The 18,484-nt window shown below is 28.7% G+C and carries 20 protein-coding genes and 1 CRISPR repeat array; of the genes, 2 read left to right on the top strand and 18 right to left on the bottom strand.

Going from position 1 to position 18,484, the window contains the following annotated elements; translation table 11 throughout:
• Positions 1–19 precede the first annotated feature (19 nt).
• The 14 genes from METOK_RS08140 to METOK_RS08075 all read right to left on the bottom strand — a co-directional run bounded on the left by METOK_RS08140 (position 20) and on the right by METOK_RS08075 (position 8,338).
• A complete protein-coding gene (locus METOK_RS08140) occupies positions 20–370 on the bottom strand; it encodes a DsrE family protein (protein ID WP_013867742.1) in 351 nt (116 codons plus the stop codon).
• Between the two features lie 39 nt (positions 371–409).
• Complete coding sequence (gene rbr / locus METOK_RS08135; RefSeq protein WP_013867741.1) at positions 410–997, bottom strand: rubrerythrin; 588 nt, start codon at positions 995–997, stop codon at positions 410–412.
• 135 nt (positions 998–1,132) lie between these two features.
• Positions 1,133–1,777, bottom strand: coding sequence for a peroxiredoxin (locus METOK_RS08130; protein WP_157198912.1), 645 nt, complete (start codon positions 1,775–1,777; stop codon positions 1,133–1,135).
• Positions 1,778–1,909: 132 nt separating this feature from the next.
• A complete protein-coding gene (locus METOK_RS08125; RefSeq protein ID WP_013867739.1) occupies positions 1,910–2,095 on the bottom strand; it encodes a rubredoxin-like domain-containing protein in 186 nt (61 codons plus the stop codon).
• A gap of 12 nt (positions 2,096–2,107) precedes the next feature.
• Positions 2,108–2,623: a ferritin gene (locus METOK_RS08120; protein WP_013867738.1), complete on the bottom strand. Its 516-nt coding sequence runs from the start codon at positions 2,621–2,623 to the stop codon at positions 2,108–2,110.
• An 8-nt stretch (positions 2,624–2,631) separates the two neighbouring features.
• On the bottom strand, positions 2,632–2,889 hold the full coding sequence (locus METOK_RS08115) for a thioredoxin family protein (RefSeq protein WP_013867737.1): 258 nt from the start codon (positions 2,887–2,889) through the stop codon (positions 2,632–2,634).
• Positions 2,890–2,912: 23 nt separating this feature from the next.
• A complete protein-coding gene (locus tag METOK_RS08110; RefSeq protein ID WP_013867736.1) occupies positions 2,913–3,068 on the bottom strand; it encodes a rubredoxin in 156 nt (51 codons plus the stop codon).
• A gap of 103 nt (positions 3,069–3,171) precedes the next feature.
• On the bottom strand, positions 3,172–3,528 hold the full coding sequence (locus METOK_RS08105) for a class II SORL domain-containing protein (RefSeq protein ID WP_013867735.1): 357 nt from the start codon (positions 3,526–3,528) through the stop codon (positions 3,172–3,174).
• 130 nt (positions 3,529–3,658) lie between these two features.
• Positions 3,659–3,973, bottom strand: coding sequence for a carboxymuconolactone decarboxylase family protein (locus METOK_RS08100; RefSeq protein ID WP_013867734.1), 315 nt, complete (start codon positions 3,971–3,973; stop codon positions 3,659–3,661).
• Between the two features lie 395 nt (positions 3,974–4,368).
• Positions 4,369–4,593, bottom strand: coding sequence for a hypothetical protein (locus METOK_RS08925; RefSeq protein WP_013867733.1), 225 nt, complete (start codon positions 4,591–4,593; stop codon positions 4,369–4,371).
• A gap of 4 nt (positions 4,594–4,597) precedes the next feature.
• On the bottom strand, positions 4,598–5,899 hold the full coding sequence (apgM, locus tag METOK_RS08090; protein ID WP_013867732.1) for a 2,3-bisphosphoglycerate-independent phosphoglycerate mutase: 1,302 nt from the start codon (positions 5,897–5,899) through the stop codon (positions 4,598–4,600).
• Between the two features lie 32 nt (positions 5,900–5,931).
• The gene (locus tag METOK_RS08085) at positions 5,932–6,753 is read right to left on the bottom strand and encodes a hypothetical protein (protein WP_013867731.1); all 822 of its coding nucleotides are present in this window, start codon (positions 6,751–6,753) and stop codon (positions 5,932–5,934) included.
• A gap of 181 nt (positions 6,754–6,934) precedes the next feature.
• Positions 6,935–7,633, bottom strand: a complete 699-nt coding sequence (locus METOK_RS08080) for a sugar phosphate isomerase/epimerase family protein (RefSeq protein ID WP_013867730.1) — start codon at positions 7,631–7,633, stop codon at positions 6,935–6,937.
• Between the two features lie 288 nt (positions 7,634–7,921).
• The gene (locus METOK_RS08075; protein ID WP_013867729.1) at positions 7,922–8,338 is read right to left on the bottom strand and encodes a hypothetical protein; all 417 of its coding nucleotides are present in this window, start codon (positions 8,336–8,338) and stop codon (positions 7,922–7,924) included.
• 255 nt (positions 8,339–8,593) lie between these two features.
• On the opposite strand from METOK_RS08075, the gene METOK_RS08070 reads away from it, so the two are divergent.
• Positions 8,594–9,676, top strand: coding sequence for an archaeosine biosynthesis radical SAM protein RaSEA (locus METOK_RS08070; protein ID WP_013867728.1), 1,083 nt, complete (start codon positions 8,594–8,596; stop codon positions 9,674–9,676).
• A 96-nt stretch (positions 9,677–9,772) separates the two neighbouring features.
• Here the strand turns inward: METOK_RS08070 and mch are convergent, their stop codons facing one another.
• Positions 9,773–10,744, bottom strand: coding sequence for a methenyltetrahydromethanopterin cyclohydrolase (gene mch, locus METOK_RS08065; RefSeq protein WP_013867727.1), 972 nt, complete (start codon positions 10,742–10,744; stop codon positions 9,773–9,775).
• A 175-nt stretch (positions 10,745–10,919) separates the two neighbouring features.
• Between mch and METOK_RS08060 the strand changes: the two genes are divergently transcribed.
• Positions 10,920–11,429: an MBL fold metallo-hydrolase gene (locus METOK_RS08060; RefSeq protein ID WP_048057962.1), complete on the top strand. Its 510-nt coding sequence runs from the start codon at positions 10,920–10,922 to the stop codon at positions 11,427–11,429.
• A gap of 182 nt (positions 11,430–11,611) precedes the next feature.
• Here the strand turns inward: METOK_RS08060 and METOK_RS08055 are convergent, their stop codons facing one another.
• From METOK_RS08055 to METOK_RS08045, 3 genes are all read right to left on the bottom strand, one after another.
• Positions 11,612–12,097, bottom strand: a complete 486-nt coding sequence (locus tag METOK_RS08055) for a hypothetical protein (RefSeq protein WP_013867725.1) — start codon at positions 12,095–12,097, stop codon at positions 11,612–11,614.
• Positions 12,098–12,310: 213 nt separating this feature from the next.
• Positions 12,311–16,742: direct repeats of the CRISPR family, unit length 30 nt; unit sequence ATTTCCATCCATCAATGGTCTGATTTTAAC.
• Positions 16,743–17,171: 429 nt separating this feature from the next.
• Complete coding sequence (gene aroD, locus METOK_RS08050; protein ID WP_013867724.1) at positions 17,172–17,828, bottom strand: type I 3-dehydroquinate dehydratase; 657 nt, start codon at positions 17,826–17,828, stop codon at positions 17,172–17,174.
• 5 nt (positions 17,829–17,833) lie between these two features.
• Positions 17,834–18,472, bottom strand: coding sequence for a hypothetical protein (locus METOK_RS08045; protein ID WP_013867723.1), 639 nt, complete (start codon positions 18,470–18,472; stop codon positions 17,834–17,836).
• Positions 18,473–18,484: the final 12 nt, after the last annotated feature.

Here is an 18,484-nt window from a genome sequence, read left to right as displayed (position 1 = left end):
TAAAGTAAATAAAATAAAATTAAAATTCTATTATATTATAACCCTCATCCAGATATTTTTTTAAACTTATATGGCCAAATAAATCATTTTCAATATTTAGTTTGCCTTTTATATCATCCAATACACCAAACATGTTTGCACAAGCTTCGCAAACTACAAAATTATTTAGTAGTGGTTTAGCATGGTTTGACAATGGATGGTCTTCATTTAGTAAGTCCTTAGCCCAATTAACTCCTTCCCCTTCAAATATTATTTTCACATTATCCCCCTTCTCATTCATCTCCTTAGCAAATAGCAATACATGCATCATTACTGCCATATTCGGTTTATTATTGTGCATATAAGAAAATATTAAAAACGCATTTTTCATATTATAGCCCCATAATATCTTATTAAACTTTTATTAAATCTAATATTTTTCACATAATATTTCAAAATATTTGGTTGGATGACTGCATGATGGACATTCTTTTGGTGGCTCTTCTCCAACATGAACATACCCACATTTCCTACATACCCACTCAACTTCTTTATTTTTCTTAAATACTGCTTCATTTTCAATTTCTTTTAATAATTTTTTGAATCTTTCCTCATGATGCTTCTCTGCAATTGCAATAGCTCTCAGCCGTTCTGCAATATCGTTTAATCCTTCTTTTTCTGCTATTTCAGCAAATGTAGGATACATTTCAGTATTTTCGTAATGTTCCCCTTCAATAGATGCCTTCAAATTTTCAGCAGTATTCCCTAAAACAACTGGAACTTCAATATCATCTACTTTTAAAGAATCTCCACCGATATTATATTTCTTTTTTAATTCAGTGATTAAATAAAACAGCCATTTACCATGTTCTCTTTCATTTTCTGCGGTTAATAGAAATATTTCCGAAATCTGTTCATATCCTTCACTTTTTGCTATCTTGGCATAGCATGTATATCTATTTCTAGCCAAACTTTCCCCGATATATGCCTTTATCAAATTTGTAATGGTTTCTTTCATAATATCTCTCCTAATTTAGCGGTTATTTGCAATAATTATTAATTAAAAATTGATATAAATATTAAAACTACTATTATTTTTATTAAACAGTTATTACCAAAAATAAAAGAAAAATTTATATTTTATTATTATAATTTATTCTAACTTCTTACAGCAAAGCCACCAATCAAGGCATTCTATTTCTCCTCTTTTAGCTGCTTCTTTTCTACTATTCATTTCTTCAACTGTGGAAGCAGGTGGAACTATTACCTTATCCTCAAATATATCATTGTTAGGCCAGTTGGCTGGAAGTGCTACTCCTTTATCGGAAGTTTGAAGTGCTTTAACAAGTCTTATTATTTCATCTATATTTCTTCCAGTTTCCTGTGGATAATACAATATTGCTCTAATAACTCCCTTATCATCTACAACAAATACTGCCCTAACTGTATTATTTCCTTTATATGGACTTACCATACCTAATATTTCAGCCAATTCTCCCCTATCGTCAGCTATTACAGGGAATTCAATATCAACATCTAAATTATCTTTTATCCATTCAATCCATTTTAAATGGCTGAACACCTGGTCTATACTTAATCCTATTAATTCAGCATTTAACTCCCTGAATTGGTCATATCTTTTTTGAAATGCCACAAACTCTGTTGTGCAAACTGGGGTGAAGTCCGCAGGATGGCTGAATAAAACAAACCACTTATCTTTAAAATGTTCTGGTAATTTTATAGTTCCTTGTGTAGTTTTAACCTCTACCTCAGGAAATTTCTCACCTATTACTGGCATTTTAGATTCTCCAATGAAACATACATCTTCGCACATAATTTCCCTCCTATATTTTTTTATTTTTTTAATATAATATTTAATTTAGATTTATTATAATTTACTTCCTTTTCTTTGTATTTTCTTTATTATTAATTATAACTTACTCTCTTTATTTGTAGGCCTTCCAACTAATTTTGGGTCATAACCTTTACATCCACATTCAGGAGTATAACAGGTTACATCATAAAAAGTACATTTTTCACCGCAATTTGGACATTTTTCAGGCGGTTTTTCAGCCTCAAATACATATCCACAGTTGGAACATTTCCACCAAGTCATATTTTCACCAATTTATTGATTTTGAGCAATTAATGGAATATAAACCCTTTGTCCCAAATCTTTATCAATCATAAACAGACCTCTTCTGTCCCCATCTAATAACTTTAATTTATCCACAATTTCCAAAAATGAAGATTCCTCCTCAACCTGCTCATCTATAAACCATTGAAGCATGTTTATTGTAGCATAATCCTTTTCAGAAACTGCTAAATCCATTATGTTATTGATAGATTCTGAAATAAACTGCTCATGTTTATATCCATCTTCAAAAACTTCCAATATTGATGACCATTCATTTTTTGGCTTATCTATGGCCTCCAATTCTATTTTACCTCCCCTTTCTATAACATAGTTATAAAATTTCATGGCATGGTCGAGCTCCTCTTGATATTGGACTTTAAGCCACTGGGCAAATCCCTTCAATCCTATGGATTCTGCATAAGCAGACATGGATAAATACAGATATGCCGAAAAGAACTCTTTATTTATCTGTTCATTTAAAGCTTTGAGGATATTGTCTTTAATCATAGGTATATTCACCTATTTAATTTTTCTCTTAGATATTTTTCCAACTCTTCACTTGAAGGAGCCCCTATAAATGCTACCTCTTCATCTATAACGATAGTTGGAACCGCCATTATATTGTATTTTTTCACAGTTCCTTCGTCTTCTGTTGCATCTATATATTTTACTTCGATATCATCACAACTTACCTTTTTTACAACTTCTTCAACTACCCTTTTAGCTGCGGGACAGTGAGGACATTGAGGAGAGGTAATTACTTCAATCAACATATTTTCACCATTTTATTTAAAATTTAGAGCTTTTTAAATGCACTTTTTGGTAAGCCACACTGTGGGCATTTAAATGTATTGGGTAAGTCCTCAAATTTTGTTCCAGGCGCTATATTTTGAGAAGGTTCTCCCTTGTCCTCATCGTATATCCATCCACACATACATTTGTATTTCGCCATAGTATCACCAATTTTTATTTTTAGGCGATATTAGTCTAAAAATCTCTTGATTTTTAGCAGATAGTATCACCGATTTTATTTTATTTTAGTTTATATTTCATTTTTATTCTATTTTTATTTCTTTTTCATATTTCCAAATACCATGTAAATTACAATACATATAGGAGGTTAATTTCATTACACTACCTTCATGACCTTCTGATGGTGCTTTTATGTAAAATACCACCTCTGGTTTAGCATACTGCGTTAAATCTACTCTTGCCAAAGGTAAGTCTCCCATTCTAAGTCCTATGAATTGAATAAAATGTCCATCCTCCATTGGATGTTCAACTCCTGCGGTGTGGATTTTGACCTCAAAAATTTCTCCTGCCTTTACTGTGTCCTTGCACTCAATCATTGGTGTGTGTTTTTTCTCAAAATCAGTTCCTTCCACCATAGTTTTTGCATCAATGCAACTCATACTGTTCCCTCCATTATGGATTAATATAGTTCTAATATAGTTTTAATTCCAACTGACTAATTATTTATTATGTGCTTTACTAAATAAATATTTAATCGTTCGAATTTCGTCAAATAATTAAAAAATAAGGTTATAATTCGTATAATATTTTCATGGCCTTTGTAAATGGTGGCATACCTGATGTTAATAATACTACCCTCAATACATCGCATATCTCATCTTTTGTTATACCGAGCTCAGCCATTCCACTTCTCATCTGCTTTTCAGTAGCATTTGTATCTCCACTTGCTGCTGCAATACCAATTGCCATTAATTTTTGGGTTTTATAATCCAATACCCTCCCAGTATATACTGCATCGTTTAATTTAACAATGGCATCATATAAGTCTGGACAATCCTCCTTAACATACTTCATTCCTTCTCCTACAAAGACTTCATTTTTCATATTATTCCCCTCCTTTTTAATTTTTAATTTTTATTTATTGTCAAATTATTTACAATATAAATAAGCTCTTTTTTATATATATAATTTTTGTTATAATTTGACATAGCCATATAATGTAAATAACCATATATCGATGACATATAATTTCTGAAATCCACAATAAAAAAGATTTAAAAAAAATGAAGTTTTATTTAATATCAAAAAAGAAGCTATTTTAAAAATAAACTATAAGATTTAAAAATTCTTCTATAAGTTTTTTATAGGTGTTATTTTTATTTTTAGATTTAATTTCACCTTTTATGCATCTTTTTTTCCATTCCTCACATAATTTTTTGCTTATATTTAATTTTTTTAGTAAATCACAATTACCATTTAAAATATATTTTTCAAAATAATTAAAAGGAATATTCTACCCTACTTTTTGGTTCAAAGAATTCGAAGATATTGGCATCATAAAAATGCGTAATTCTTCTTTCTATATTTGATATGTGATTTATATCTGGAATTATACAACCAAAATAAAAGTTATCTAAATCGATGTTTTTGATTTTATGTTTATTTTTTCCCAATACCTCCAAAAATAATTTTCCAAAAACCAAATGGGCATAAGAATTTGGCATTTTTTCACATATTATCTTTTAAATGCTCAATATCATCATCATTTGGAATATATCTTAAAAGGGAGCTCCCACTTCTCAAACCATAGAGCAGAGCTCTGTCAGTATAGTTCAAAATAACATTCATTAAATCTTTTGAAAATATCCTTAAATGACCTTTTGAACATGCTATTTCGTTAAATTTATTAACCTCATCAAATCGAACATTTTTTCCAACAACCATAATAGGAACGCTTTCCCCAGAATGAATAAGCCCCCCAACAGAAGGTGTAGAGTGGTCGGCTGTGATTACTATCAAATTTTCATCCAAATTAATATCTAATAGTGGGGTTAAATATTTATCAATTTTTTCAATTACTTTAACCTTATTCATAGGATTTTTTGTGTGGGCAGCTTCATCTGTTTCTTTTGTATGAATATGGACAAAATCATAATCCATTAACTTTATTCCAGTATTTATTGCAGTTTCAAAGTCTCCAATAGCCATATAATCCATTTTCAAAAGTTTAGAAAGTCCTTTAAAAACAGCACTATTTGCTATAATAATTCCCTTCATGCCCCATTTTTCTTTAAATGAAGTAATATCCTTATATTTTCCAGCCCATTTTGTTAAAAGAAAGTTTGCAGGTTGTTTTTGTTTTCTCCTTCTTTTAATATTTATTTCATGGTTTTCAAGGATTTTATGACATTTTAGGAGATATTTATTTAATGCATTGCATGTGCTTTCTGCTTTTCTATATTCCATGTCATTTTTACACAATTCATTTACAGGCAGTACTTTCATCACATGCCTATCTTTATAAAATGGGTCAGAATCAGAAATTCTATCAGAAATCCATCCATTTTCTTCTTTTATCTTTAATATAAAATGCACACCATAAGAATATTTTAATTCAAATTCATATCCATCAACAAGATTTGGTAGTGCATCTACTAATTTATTTATCTCATCCGTTGGTATATCTTTTGTTCTTCTATCTACCACATAATAGCCTTTTTCATCAGATTTTACAAATCCAAGGGATGCCCTTAAATAGATGGCACTATCCTCCATCTCCATATCTTCCCCAAGTGCCTCAATAACTCCCCTTCCAGGAAAGTCATTAAGAGAATACCCCCATAGTAAAAAATGGGCAACCTCAGTTCCCAATGGAATACCTTCCTTATATGGAACCATAAGTCCACTCATGCCTTTTTCTGCAAGTTTATCCAAGTTTGGAGTTTTGGAATATTCAAGTGGTGTTTTTCCGCCTAAAACTTCCGAGCTCCTATCGCCCAACCCATCGAGTAATATTAATATAGTTCTCATGACATCACCAAAATTAAAAAATTTCTAAAATTTTAAATAAAGTTTTTTACAATCTCAATATATCTAAAATCCCCTTCATAGCCTTTTTTTATAATTTCAACCGATGATGGATATGTAAATTCATTTAATATACTTAATATGTTTTCTTTATCAAAGATAACTTTGCCATCCTTATCTCGGTAATTTCCGCTGAATACGCATGAGAATTGATTTTTGCCCTGCTCCCATTTGTAGCCTATAATCTCTTTTACCCTATCTCCGTCCAATATATCCTTTACAGATAATAGGAGCTCTACATCAAAATCATTGCATAATTTATGATATATCTCTAAAACTTCTTTGAACTGGTCGATTTTAAAATCATTATTGTGATGAATTCTTTCACCACTTATTATTTTCCCGCTTAACTGTTTTGCAAGTGGTATTCTTATAATTCTTAGATAAGCATGACATCCAATACATGGCGTATAATAATTATATTTTTTTAGTATCTCTACTGCAAATCTACCATTAAGGGCATTCCATAATTTTGGTTCAAACATAAAATGAAGCGGTAAAAGAGTTTTATTTTTATATATCTGATTAATTCTCCTGTTTAAAATCTCCCAATTTTTATAAAATATGTTTATATCCCCATAATCTGTTCCAGTAAATGCCACTATTGGAAGAACAACATTTATTTCCTCACTTTCCATGGCTTTTATTATTGCTGCGGCACTATCCCTCCCTGAAAATTCCCCAATTGTTATATTTTCCAAATTTATGCCTTTATTATTAATTATATCCATAGTTTCTTTTGAAAGATTTGTTTTTTTAAATGATTTTTTGAAATCGATAAAATTACCATTATCCATACATGTATAATTACTAATTATATTCAAGATTTCACCGTTATTTATTTTTTAATATTCTTATTTTGCTATTATTTTTATCATTATTTTATTTTTTAGTTTAATTTTTATTTTAATTATAATATTATCTTATTTTTTAATTTTAAAGCATTTTAATATAATTATTTTTAAGTTAATCTTTTCATTATTTATGATTATCCAAATAATCTTCCAAAAGATTTTTTGTATATATAATTTCATTTAGTTTCATAAGTTCAATAAGCCAAAAATCGCATTTATTATCTAATAATTTATCCAAAACAGATCTTAAATTATCCAAATTATTTGGTGCAATATGTCCAATCTTATCCTTTTCAAGCTCATACACATGGACATTATATATCCTGTTGGAAAATATATCGATAAATTCATCCCTATATTTGTAATCAGTATGGCCTATATCAAAGGTTATATTGCAGTTGCAAATATCGACCATTTCAATTACATTATTTGGATTTGATGAAAATCCTTTTCTTAAATTTTCAATACATAATTTTATATTGTTCTTTTTTGCATAATCGCTTATTTCTGAAAGATTATTTATTAAAGTATCTTTATCTGGTTCCTTTCCATTATGCAAATGGATTGTCAAATAATTGTATCCTTTTATTTCATCAATTATATTTTTTAAAGTCATTAAACAGGTTTTAGATTTATCTTTTTTATCCCCTAAATTAACTATTGGTGCATGAAATCCTATAATAGATTTGTTTTTTATTATCTTTGGGTAATAATGAAGTCCCCAATCAATATGCTTAAAAGTCATATATCGATTTTGAACCAAATTTCCGATAGAAATGCAGGGAATTTTCCCCAATTTTGAACGCATGCAAACACCGAGCATAAAAATCACCAACCATGCTATTATTTTAATATTATCTATTAGATTATATAAACATTATTATTAAACTAATTAATATTATAAATTTAAATTTTTAGATTATATTGTTAAAAATATGTAATTATATCGGAAAATAGAAAATAAAATTAACAAAGATAGGACAATGAAAGAAATAAAATAAATTAAAATAAATAAAAACAAGTAATAATGCTAAATAATAAAATAATAAATAGAACTACTAATAAATAAAACTAAATAAATAATAAAATTCTAAAAAAGAAAAATAATTTTTTATTCAATATTTGAAATAATAATTTTTGTCAATATCATGCTTAAATAAGCGGCTCTCTTTGGTTTTACAATTATTGACGAGTGCTTATCTTCTCTATGGAATCCTACCAATATCGATGCTGTTCTTTTTTCATCTGCTGGAAGTATTGCTATTGAGATTCTGCTACCTTCATTAGCAAAACAAGTTCCTACATCTTGTATTTTCTGTAATTTTATGCCTTCTCTTTTGAATTTTTTGTTTATATTTTCTGCGGTTATTACACCACTGTTTAAAAGGGCAATCAACAATGAAGTAGTCTCTTTATCCATATTTACAGATTCTATCTCTTCATTATCTTCATTAGTTAATGTTAATGTAACTATTCCATCTTTGTATTCAGAAGTCAATGTTTTCCCCTGAGCTCCGGATATGTTCATTCCCTCACCTTCAAAAATTTATATTATGCCTTCTTATAAAACATATCTATTTATATTTAATAGCTACAATATAAAATATTATTGGTATATATAACTTATGTTTTTATAAAATTTAACATATAATCGTATTTATTTTATATATTTTAATTTATTTATTATTATTGATTTATTATTTATTGAATTTTATGTTATAATAATGATTAATAAATACTTACTTTCCATATATAATATAATATTAAAAAATTTGGCGATAAAATGGAATCTTATTTAAAAAAATTAAGAAATAAATATTTAAAAAGGAGAAAAAAGAAAAATCCAAACATGCCAATAGCAACATGGATTCAAGACGATGTATTTTTGGATAAATCCATTGGAAAAAGCATAACAATTATATTGAGAACTGTTGGTTGTAGATGGGCATACGAAAGTGGCGGATGCACGATGTGTAGCTATTTAATGGATAGCTCGCCTATAAAAATAAGTGCTGAGAACATCATAAATCAATTTGAGTATGCTTTAAATAAATATAGGGAAGAAATATTAAAAAATCCAGAAAAATATTCCATAAAATTATTTACATCTGGTAGTTTTTTAGATGAATTTGAGGTTCCAAAAGATGCCAAGGAACATATATTTAAAAAACTAAATGAGCTCCCTATTAAAGAGATAGCTGTTGAATCAAGACCTGAGTTTATAAATGACTATAACTTAAAAATAATACGAGATTATGTGGATAATAATATAAATGTAGAAATAGGAACAGGGATAGAAACCTTAAATGAGAAAATAAGGAATACATCGATTCATAAGGGCGTGTCAATAGATGATATTAAAAAGGCAATAGAAACTGCCAAAAAATATAATGTAGGAATAAAAGCATATTTATTAATAAAACCACTATTCATCACTGAAAAACAGGCTATAATTGATTCAATACATTCTGCAAATGAGTGTATAAATATGGGGGTTAGTAGGATATCCTACTGTCCAGCCACTATCCATAAAGGAACATTAACAGAAGTTTTATGGAAAAAAAATCAATATAGACCACCATTTTTATGGAGTGTTTTGGAAATACTAAAAGAAGTGAAATCTCAAAATTTAGACAAACTTATCATGTGTGATACAGCAGGAATACCATCAAGTAGAGGAGCTCATAATAAAATAGGTTGTGAATGCAACTATAAATTAAAAGAGATACTCAATGATTTTACAATTACACAGGATTTATCACTAATTGAAGGAGCTCTGAATAGTGAGTGTGAATGCAAAAAGTATTGGGAAGAATTTATAAGATTTGAAGAGAAAAATATTGTTCCATTAGGTGATGAAAAATAATTTAAAATTAAAAAATTAAAAAAGATTTTTTATTATTCTATTTTATTATTTTACTATAATTATCTACTATTTTTATATAATATAATAATTTCTTAATTATAATTCTTTATAACCTAATGATTTTTTAATTACTTCTATATGAGTTTTGCCTGAGCTCATAAGTTTTCCTGTTCTCATGTCATTTATTACAACAATAGCTGGTGCAAACATACCTTTGTCTATTTTATAGAAATCGTAGTTTGCAGCTTTAAAGGTCTCTAAAAATGGTTTTCCATAGTCTGATGATGAGCAGGAAGGTAATGCTTTACATAAAGCTTCAATATCATCGTTTTCATCACTTTCTATATAATAGTATGTTCTTCCACCGTATAAAACCATGTCGTTTGTAGCTCCCATCATAACCAAATCATCACCAACAATTGGTGCAACTGGGGCAATTCCTGCTGCAAATTTAACCTTATTTACATCGAAATGAAGGAATTCAAGCATTTTATAAGTTCCATTTTCTACAACTCTACCGCTGATTTGTATTGAACCTACCAAGGATGCTGTTGGAGCTACCAACATATATACATTTTCGGTCTTAACACCACATTTTTCAGCAACATACTCTGCAACTTCTTCATTTGGAAGTTTTGATGATTCTAAACATAATATAGCAATATCTGCATCATCTTCATATCCTATCTCTTCATAAGTAGCCTTAGGCATTTTTGCAAGAGCTCTTGCAGGACCTGAACCCATGGCAAAATATTTACCAACTTTAATACTCCACCCAGCTTTCTGAGCTCCTAATGTTGCTATTGCTGGATGAGCAGTTTTTATCTTAACACAAGGCAATACCAACTCGTCATTTAATGTTCCATTTATGCTAACTCCAACATGTGCCAATCCACCCAAACATACTTTTGTATAGGCTTTTCCTGCTTCAAAACTACCGCTTACATTAACTCCACAGTCAAGAACAGTTGCTCCATTTTCAAGTTTTATTACATCAATATTTAAATCTCTTTTTTTATTAATCATTTCCTCAACAATTGGCAGGGCTTTTAGATTTACACTTACCATTTTTTCACCTTAGATTTTTATTATACCTAAACCATAATAACTATGTTTGATAATATTTTTTATAGGTTTTGATAATATTAAATTAAATTATATATTTACATATATATACTTATAAATAAATTTAAATCATATAAAATTATGTAAAAATATTATGTATTGTAAATATGGTGATAATATGATAAAAGTCCTTTACGATGGAATATTAGTAAGAGATGGCAATAAAGTAACAAAGGCTTCTTCTTCTGTAACATTTATAAAAACAAAGAAGCACAATATAATAGTAGATACTGCTACAAGGGATAAAAGGAATTTAATTATAAAAGAACTAAACAAATTAGGATTAACACCAGAAGATATTGATATAGTTATAAATACCCATGACCATTGGGACCATGTGGAAAATAACGATTTATTTAAAAATGCAAAAATCATTACATATTACAATTATAAGGAGCTCGATGATGATGAAATAAAAATTATAGAAACCCCTGGGCATACAGAGGATAGTATTTCAGTGATATATGAGGATTATATAGTTGTTGGCGATGCTTCTCCCTTGAAAGATAACATTTTAAAAGATATTGAACCAAAGTTAAATATTGATGAGGAGCTCGCTCTGAATACTCTAAAAAAAATAAAAAGTTTAAAAAAGAAGATTATCACAGGTCATGAAGGTTTAATATAAAAATTAAATTAATTAATCACTTTTTTATATATTATATTTCCATCCATCAATGGTCTGATTTTAACTCTGAAAACCTTGTTTGGAATGGTAATACAAGATAATTTCCATCCATCAATGGTCTGATTTTAACCAATCCCATTTGCAATATATCCATGGTAAAATGGAGACGGTCAAAAATGAAATTATCTTTTCCGTTTTGAAGTTCTTGAACTTTCATCTTGCAAGTATTTGATGAGTGCATATATTGTCAAGATTAGTAACATGACTATGATAATTTTTTCAGCCAATGAGTAAATTATTACAATGGCAATAATTCCAAGTATAAAATATATTACTCCCTTTTGTACAGTAGAATTTGAAGACACTTCCTGCAATGTTTGTAATAAACTATCTGTCATTTCACTTTCTGAACTTCTCCTTAAATTGGGACTATCTGTTTTTTCTGCTATATTTGTATTTTTTACTAAATTACCCAGAAATTCATTTTCATTAATGTCTGTTCTCTTTATTATTATCTCATGGGTAGGTTGTATTATCTGCCAGTTTTTGCCGGTTATATTCTCCAGCTCTTTCTTTATTTCATAAAGAGGTTTTTCGAAGTTTTGTAGAGGAATATCTTCTATTGTAATATCAAAGATTTTCTTTTTATTATCTACGACTCTTAACACGCCAATTAAATGAGACCTATAGTTTAATATTGATTTTTTGATTTTTAGCTGATAGTTGATAAAAACAATTTCGTCTGCAGGTACTTCGAAATATCATAATTAATATTAATCCTATCGCCTTTAGAAATTAGTTCTAAATTTTGTTTCGTTCAGATTTTTCCATATGCTCCCCTTATTCTCTATCTTTTTTTATAATTATTAATCACAAATAAATATTTCCATCCATCAATGGTCTGATTTTAACTTTTTAATTTTATTATATTTTTTAAATAAAATTATAGTTTCCATCCATCAATGGTCTGATTTTAACTATAATCAATTTTAACATTAAATTTACTTACATTTAAGTTTCCATCCATCAATGGTCTGATTTTAACTATCCACAACATTGAGGGGTATCTTATATAATATGAATTTCCATCCATCAATGGTCTGATTTTAACGTTTGTAAAATTGTTTGAGAAATCTATCTTGTTGCCATTTCCATCCATCAATGGTCTGATTTTAACGCATATCGGGCAAAAAAGAAAGAATATAAATGATGATATATTAAATTTCCATCCATCAATGGTCTGATTTTAACTATATGTGTTTATAAAATTATTAACCGCCTCATGTTGATTTCCATCCATCAATGGTCTGATTTTAACCTATCATCAATAATGCCAATGTTGTTAATATAAAATGATTTCCATCCATCAATGGTCTGATTTTAACTCATTAATAATATTTGCAATCTTTTCAGTCTGTTTATTTCCATCCATCAATGGTCTGATTTTAACCACATAACTGAAAGAGAGGAAAAAAAACATATTATTAATTTCCATCCATCAATGGTCTGATTTTAACTTTATACTTAAAGGTCACGGATGGGACTAATGAACAAACATTTCCATCCATCAATGGTCTGATTTTAACACTAAAAAAGAGGTTGAAGAAAATGAAAATATTAAAAAAATTTCCATCCATCAATGGTCTGATTTTAACATAATATAATAACTACCAAAATCTAATATGCCCTCCAATTTCCATCCATCAATGGTCTGATTTTAACTACACAGCTGTATAATATATTATAATATAGTAAAAGATAATTTCCATCCATCAATGGTCTGATTTTAACTCTACGATTATGTAAAAGAAGATATAATAAACATGAATTTCCATCCATCAATGGTCTGATTTTAACGTATTAACTTATTATCTACAAGCTCCTTTAATGACAATTTCCATCCATCAATGGTCTGATTTTAACTTTCAAAAAACACATTTGTAAGTAAATATCCATCTATTTCCATCCATCAATGGTCTGATTTTAACAGGCTCCGAGGATTAACCTCATCATTGCCATCCATCAAATTTCCATCCATCAATGGTCTGATTTTAACTCATAGAAAGAGGATTTTAGAATATATTTGAACACGTATTTCCATCCATCAATGGTCTGATTTTAACTAAATGAAGCGCTTAATGATTTTAGGCACAATTATTTTCATTTCCATCCATCAATGGTCTGATTTTAACAATGGACATTATGTTATGTGGATTGTTAAAAAAGTTATTTCCATCCATCAATGGTCTGATTTTAACTATTCGTTTTGTATTCAATAAATAGTATCTAAATAATTTCCATCCATCAATGGTCTGATTTTAACAAATTTTATCATTGAAAGAAAAGAACTTCTTATGTCCATTTCCATCCATCAATGGTCTGATTTTAACTTCATTAAAATCATCAAAGAAATCAAACACCTTTGAACCATTATTTCCATCCATCAATGGTCTGATTTTAACAAAACACTTATCTCCACAAAACACCCCCACCTCATTATTGAGATTTCCATCCATCAATGGTCTGATTTTAACCCTTCAAGGTTTCTTACTATCTTAATGAAAAACATTTCCATCCATCAATGGTCTGATTTTAACTATTTAGAATATATAAATATATAGAATAGGTATATCCATCTCATTTCCATCCATCAATGGTCTGATTTTAACTTTCTTGCTCTTTTTCGTATAGCAAAGATGCAAGAAATTTCCATCCATCAATGGTCTGATTTTAACATATTCCACCAGAAAGTATTGAAACTAAAATATTTGATTTCCATCCATCAATGGTCTGATTTTAACGATATAATACACACCATCCACATTTTCCCAGTATATATTTCCATCCATCAATGGTCTGATTTTAACTAACGCAAAAAGAATATAACTATAAAAGATGTTAAAATATGATTTCCATCCATCAATGGTCTGATTTTAACTGTTTCCTATGTCGCATCGAGTGTCATAGAGTGTAATATTTCCATCCATCAATGGTCTGATTTTAACTAGGTCGTATGTTGTTTAGACTGGTGCTTTGTAAAAAAATTTCCATCCATCAATGGTCTGATTTTAACAGTTAAAAGACTTAATAAATTCAGATATTGACTATAAAAATTTCCATCCATCAATGGTCTGATTTTAACATTTTTCTTAAACTTCTGTATAAATACCTTAAAGCTCTTTTTATTTCCATCCATCAATGGTCTGATTTTAACTAGGTCGTATGTTGTTTAGACTGGTGCTTTGTAAAAAAATTTCCATCCATCAATGGTCTGATTTTAACAGTTAAAAGACTTAATAAATTCAGATATTGACTATAAAAATTTCCATCCATCAATGGTCTGATTTTAACATTTTTCTTAAACTTCTGTATAAATACCTTAAAGCTCTTTTTATTTCCATCCATCAATGGTCTGATTTTAACGATATGGTATTATCATCCCTCTCTAAAAAAATGAAAGAATTTCCATCCATCAATGGTCTGATTTTAACTTTGATGTAAAATGTAATACGCCCCCGTTTTTACTTTATTTCCATCCATCAATGGTCTGATTTTAACACAAATCCCTGCTGATGAGTTTTTATCTGCTTTAAGAGAATTTCCATCCATCAATGGTCTGATTTTAACGCATTATAAAATTCATTATTTACTATTGATATGTTATATTTCCATCCATCAATGGTCTGATTTTAACATTTTTGCAATTTCTCTTACCGCAACCGTTTTATCTGTTATTTCCATCCATCAATGGTCTGATTTTAACTTTGAATTCCATTTCCATGATGTTTTGCCCTTTTTGAATTTCCATCCATCAATGGTCTGATTTTAACTGATTTTGCCGTATTCCTCTTTTCGTATTTCCTCACATATTTCCATCCATCAATGGTCTGATTTTAACGGTAGCAGCAGGACGGTATAAAATAACGAAATGGTATATTTCCATCCATCAATGGTCTGATTTTAACATATATTTATATTCTTTTTTTAAGATATTAGTATAATTTCCATCCATCAATGGTCTGATTTTAACTTCATAGTCGTCTGCAAAGTCATCAGGATTCCTAAAATTTCCATCCATCAATGGTCTGATTTTAACTTTTGTATAGAAAAGGATTTAATCCTGTTTTATCTCTATTTCCATCCATCAATGGTCTGATTTTAACCTGCAAATGAACTTCCTGAGTTGAAAGATACCTCTTTATTTCCATCCATCAATGGTCTGATTTTAACGGAAATATATTCCAATAGATAGAACCCTTAACTATTAACTAATTTCCATCCATCAATGGTCTGATTTTAACGCTATGGAACACACGGGGATTATAAAGTCATTTACAGATTTCCATCCATCAATGGTCTGATTTTAACTTTTCCAATAACCTTATCTAAATCGATAGATAAGATTTCCATCCATCAATGGTCTGATTTTAACCCAATACCACGAATCGGGCGAAGTCGCTTTAAAGAACAATTTCCATCCATCAATGGTCTGATTTTAACGATAAAGAATGCATAGAATTAGGGCATTCTATAATATAATTTCCATCCATCAATGGTCTGATTTTAACTATCTTGGAAAACCACATCCTACACTTATTAAATTATAATAAATTTCCATCCATCAATGGTCTGATTTTAACTTTACTGTTCCACTTGTTTTATTATCGAAAATGTATGATTTCCATCCATCAATGGTCTGATTTTAACAAAGAGAATAAGCCTCTTCCCTAACCTCATTATAATTATTTCCATCCATCAATGGTCTGATTTTAACCTTTATATGTATTGCTTGATTATCAAAATTGAATTTCCATCCATCAATGGTCTGATTTTAACAGCTTTCATTTTTATGCTCTGTGGCGTCTCCATAAATGATTTCCATCCATCAATGGTCTGATTTTAACGATTGGGTGCATTATTTTTATCATATCCTGCTATTTTTAATTTCCATCCATCAATGGTCTGATTTTAACACTTTACCAGCAAACCCATATTTTGCTGTGGCTTCCAATTTCCATCCATCAATGGTCTGATTTTAACAATTTACAGAAATAGAGGCCCTGATAGAAAAGGCAAATTTCCATCCATCAATGGTCTGATTTTAACGGAGATATACAAATAATAGGAGTATCTGCGTATTTCAATTTCCATCCATCAATGGTCTGATTTTAACTCGGTTTGCATGTTTGCATATTTTTTTCAAGGGGGTAATTTTTATTTCCATCCATCAATGGTCTGATTTTAACCATATTGGTAGATGTCTGCCTGAGCTCCATTATTGCGATTTCCATCCATCAATGGTCTGATTTTTAACAGTTCAAAATTTTTCTTATTTTATGTAAAATACCTTTGCATTACCCCTATATAAACTTTTCGAATCTCGAATCACATTGATTTTTGTTATTTATATAGTTTTAAGGGTGATTTACGACGGATAATTTAAAGGTATTTAGGAATATAAAAGATATTAAATTGATATTTTTTTAAAATCTAAAAAATTTACAAGGAAGGATTAAAAATAACACAATATATAAAAAATCTCTTAAAAATCTCTATAATTCTATTTATATAAATATATTAATTATACTAAAAATTTTAGTGATTTACGACGGATAGATTAAAGGTATTTTAAAAAATAAAAATTAAATAATCAATATAATAAAAAAATAAGTAATATTTACAGGGATAACATATAATAAATAATAACTTAATATTTTTATATAATAAAAAATAAACTATACTTTACTTTAAGAGCTCCCATATTTTCTTCAACTTAACTACATCAACCTGCCCAGGTGCCGAGCTCCTACCTTCCATGGATGAAAATGTTAATATACTGCCAAAATCTACCCCTAAAATTCTCGTTAATTTACCCTCTTCACCCATGCCTATGCCTATTATTTTGCCTTCGAACTCATTTACAATCTTTAAAATATTCAAAACATCCTTTTTAGATTTAGCCATTGTGGCAAACTTTGCAATATCTCCAATTTCAAGTTCTTTTTTAACGATTTTTAGGAGCTCATCATAATCTGGTGTTTTTTCAAAATCATGATGTGATATAATAATTTTAGTTTTTGAATTTGTATCATTTCTAAATTTAACGAGTTCTTTATTTTTTTCTTCTTTTAATTCAACATCTATAAATTTAGCACTATTTTCAATTGCAGTTTTATATAACTCTATTCTTTTGTTATTATCTCCACTATATGCTCCACCTTCCCAATCTGCCCTTATTGTAATAATTGATGGATATTTTGCCATTTTTATTATATCATCTTTATTTACATTTTTTAACATATCTACCCTAAATTCCACAATATCAGCAACTTTTAAAGCTTTTTCTGCACTTTTTAATGCCTCATCCACATTTTTATCAATTACAGGAATGCAAATCATATCTTTTACCTCAATATATTTATATTATTTAATCCAAATGTATAATTAATATCTTTATTTCTATCAAATATTATATAAGGAATATTGTTTATCGTTATTATCTTTTTATCTCCTTTTTCCAAAATCTCAATATTTTTGTAGCTATAATTATTTCCCCCAATACTTACTCCATTTTCATAAAAATTTATTTTTACTGGTATTAATTCAAAAATTGGAGATAGAACCCCCGCTATAAAAATTTTGCCCATAGGAACATTATTTATATATTCTGGAAGTGTGATTATGCCATTATCATATAAGAGAAATAACATACAAATACCCATAAAAACTAAAATCCAAAATATATACCATTTTAACGGATATAATGCCCATTTATTTATTAAAAACATACCCTTATCAAAAGAATTACTGGAATAGCATTTTTTAATAATTTTGATATATAAAATACCCAAACCAAATATTGAAACTATTACAATTAAAGAACCTATTAAAGCAATAGCTGGTGAATTAATATTAAACAAAAATTTTAATTTATCGCCAATAATCAGTGATAACCACAACAAAGCCACCCATACAACCCCTTGAACAGTTTTTAAAGTAAATTTATCTAAATTATACTTTTTAAAATATTTAAAAATCCCCATTATATCACCAAA

The sequence above is a fragment of the Methanothermococcus okinawensis IH1 genome (assembly GCF_000179575.2).
GTDB classification, from domain to species: Archaea; AGJL01; Methanococci; order Methanococcales; family Methanococcaceae; genus Methanofervidicoccus; species Methanofervidicoccus okinawensis.
The sequence above is the reverse complement of the archived record's forward strand: the minus strand, read 5'-3'. Positions and strand labels throughout refer to the sequence as shown.

What these genes read in the sequence shown, in the direction of transcription:
- METOK_RS08075 (WP_013867729.1), bottom strand. Translation starts at nt 8,338, where the DNA reads ATGAACATATCCGGAGCTCAGGGGAAAACATTGACTTCTGAATACAAA.
- mch (WP_013867727.1), bottom strand. Translation starts at nt 10,744, where the DNA reads ATGGTAAGTGTAAATCTAAAAGCCCTGCCAATTGTTGAGGAAATGATT.
- apgM (WP_013867732.1), bottom strand. Translation starts at nt 5,899, where the DNA reads ATGAGAACTATATTAATATTACTCGATGGGTTGGGCGATAGGAGCTCG.
- METOK_RS08070 (WP_013867728.1), top strand. Translation starts at nt 8,594, where the DNA reads ATGGAATCTTATTTAAAAAAATTAAGAAATAAATATTTAAAAAGGAGA.
- METOK_RS08060 (WP_048057962.1), top strand. Translation starts at nt 10,920, where the DNA reads ATGATAAAAGTCCTTTACGATGGAATATTAGTAAGAGATGGCAATAAA.
- METOK_RS08085 (WP_013867731.1), bottom strand. Translation starts at nt 6,753, where the DNA reads ATGGATAATGGTAATTTTATCGATTTCAAAAAATCATTTAAAAAAACA.
- METOK_RS08100 (WP_013867734.1), bottom strand. Translation starts at nt 3,973, where the DNA reads ATGAAAAATGAAGTCTTTGTAGGAGAAGGAATGAAGTATGTTAAGGAG.
- METOK_RS08105 (WP_013867735.1), bottom strand. Translation starts at nt 3,528, where the DNA reads ATGAGTTGCATTGATGCAAAAACTATGGTGGAAGGAACTGATTTTGAG.
- METOK_RS08045 (WP_013867723.1), bottom strand. Translation starts at nt 18,472, where the DNA reads ATGGGGATTTTTAAATATTTTAAAAAGTATAATTTAGATAAATTTACT.
- aroD (WP_013867724.1), bottom strand. Translation starts at nt 17,828, where the DNA reads ATGATTTGCATTCCTGTAATTGATAAAAATGTGGATGAGGCATTAAAA.
- METOK_RS08110 (WP_013867736.1), bottom strand. Translation starts at nt 3,068, where the DNA reads ATGGCGAAATACAAATGTATGTGTGGATGGATATACGATGAGGACAAG.
- METOK_RS08925 (WP_013867733.1), bottom strand. Translation starts at nt 4,593, where the DNA reads ATGCCAAATTCTTATGCCCATTTGGTTTTTGGAAAATTATTTTTGGAG.
- METOK_RS08130 (WP_157198912.1), bottom strand. Translation starts at nt 1,777, where the DNA reads ATGCCAGTAATAGGTGAGAAATTTCCTGAGGTAGAGGTTAAAACTACA.
- METOK_RS08120 (WP_013867738.1), bottom strand. Translation starts at nt 2,623, where the DNA reads ATGATTAAAGACAATATCCTCAAAGCTTTAAATGAACAGATAAATAAA.
- METOK_RS08080 (WP_013867730.1), bottom strand. Translation starts at nt 7,633, where the DNA reads ATGCTCGGTGTTTGCATGCGTTCAAAATTGGGGAAAATTCCCTGCATT.
- METOK_RS08115 (WP_013867737.1), bottom strand. Translation starts at nt 2,889, where the DNA reads ATGTTGATTGAAGTAATTACCTCTCCTCAATGTCCTCACTGTCCCGCA.
- METOK_RS08140 (WP_013867742.1), bottom strand. Translation starts at nt 370, where the DNA reads ATGAAAAATGCGTTTTTAATATTTTCTTATATGCACAATAATAAACCG.
- rbr (WP_013867741.1), bottom strand. Translation starts at nt 997, where the DNA reads ATGAAAGAAACCATTACAAATTTGATAAAGGCATATATCGGGGAAAGT.
- METOK_RS08125 (WP_013867739.1), bottom strand. Translation starts at nt 2,095, where the DNA reads ATGACTTGGTGGAAATGTTCCAACTGTGGATATGTATTTGAGGCTGAA.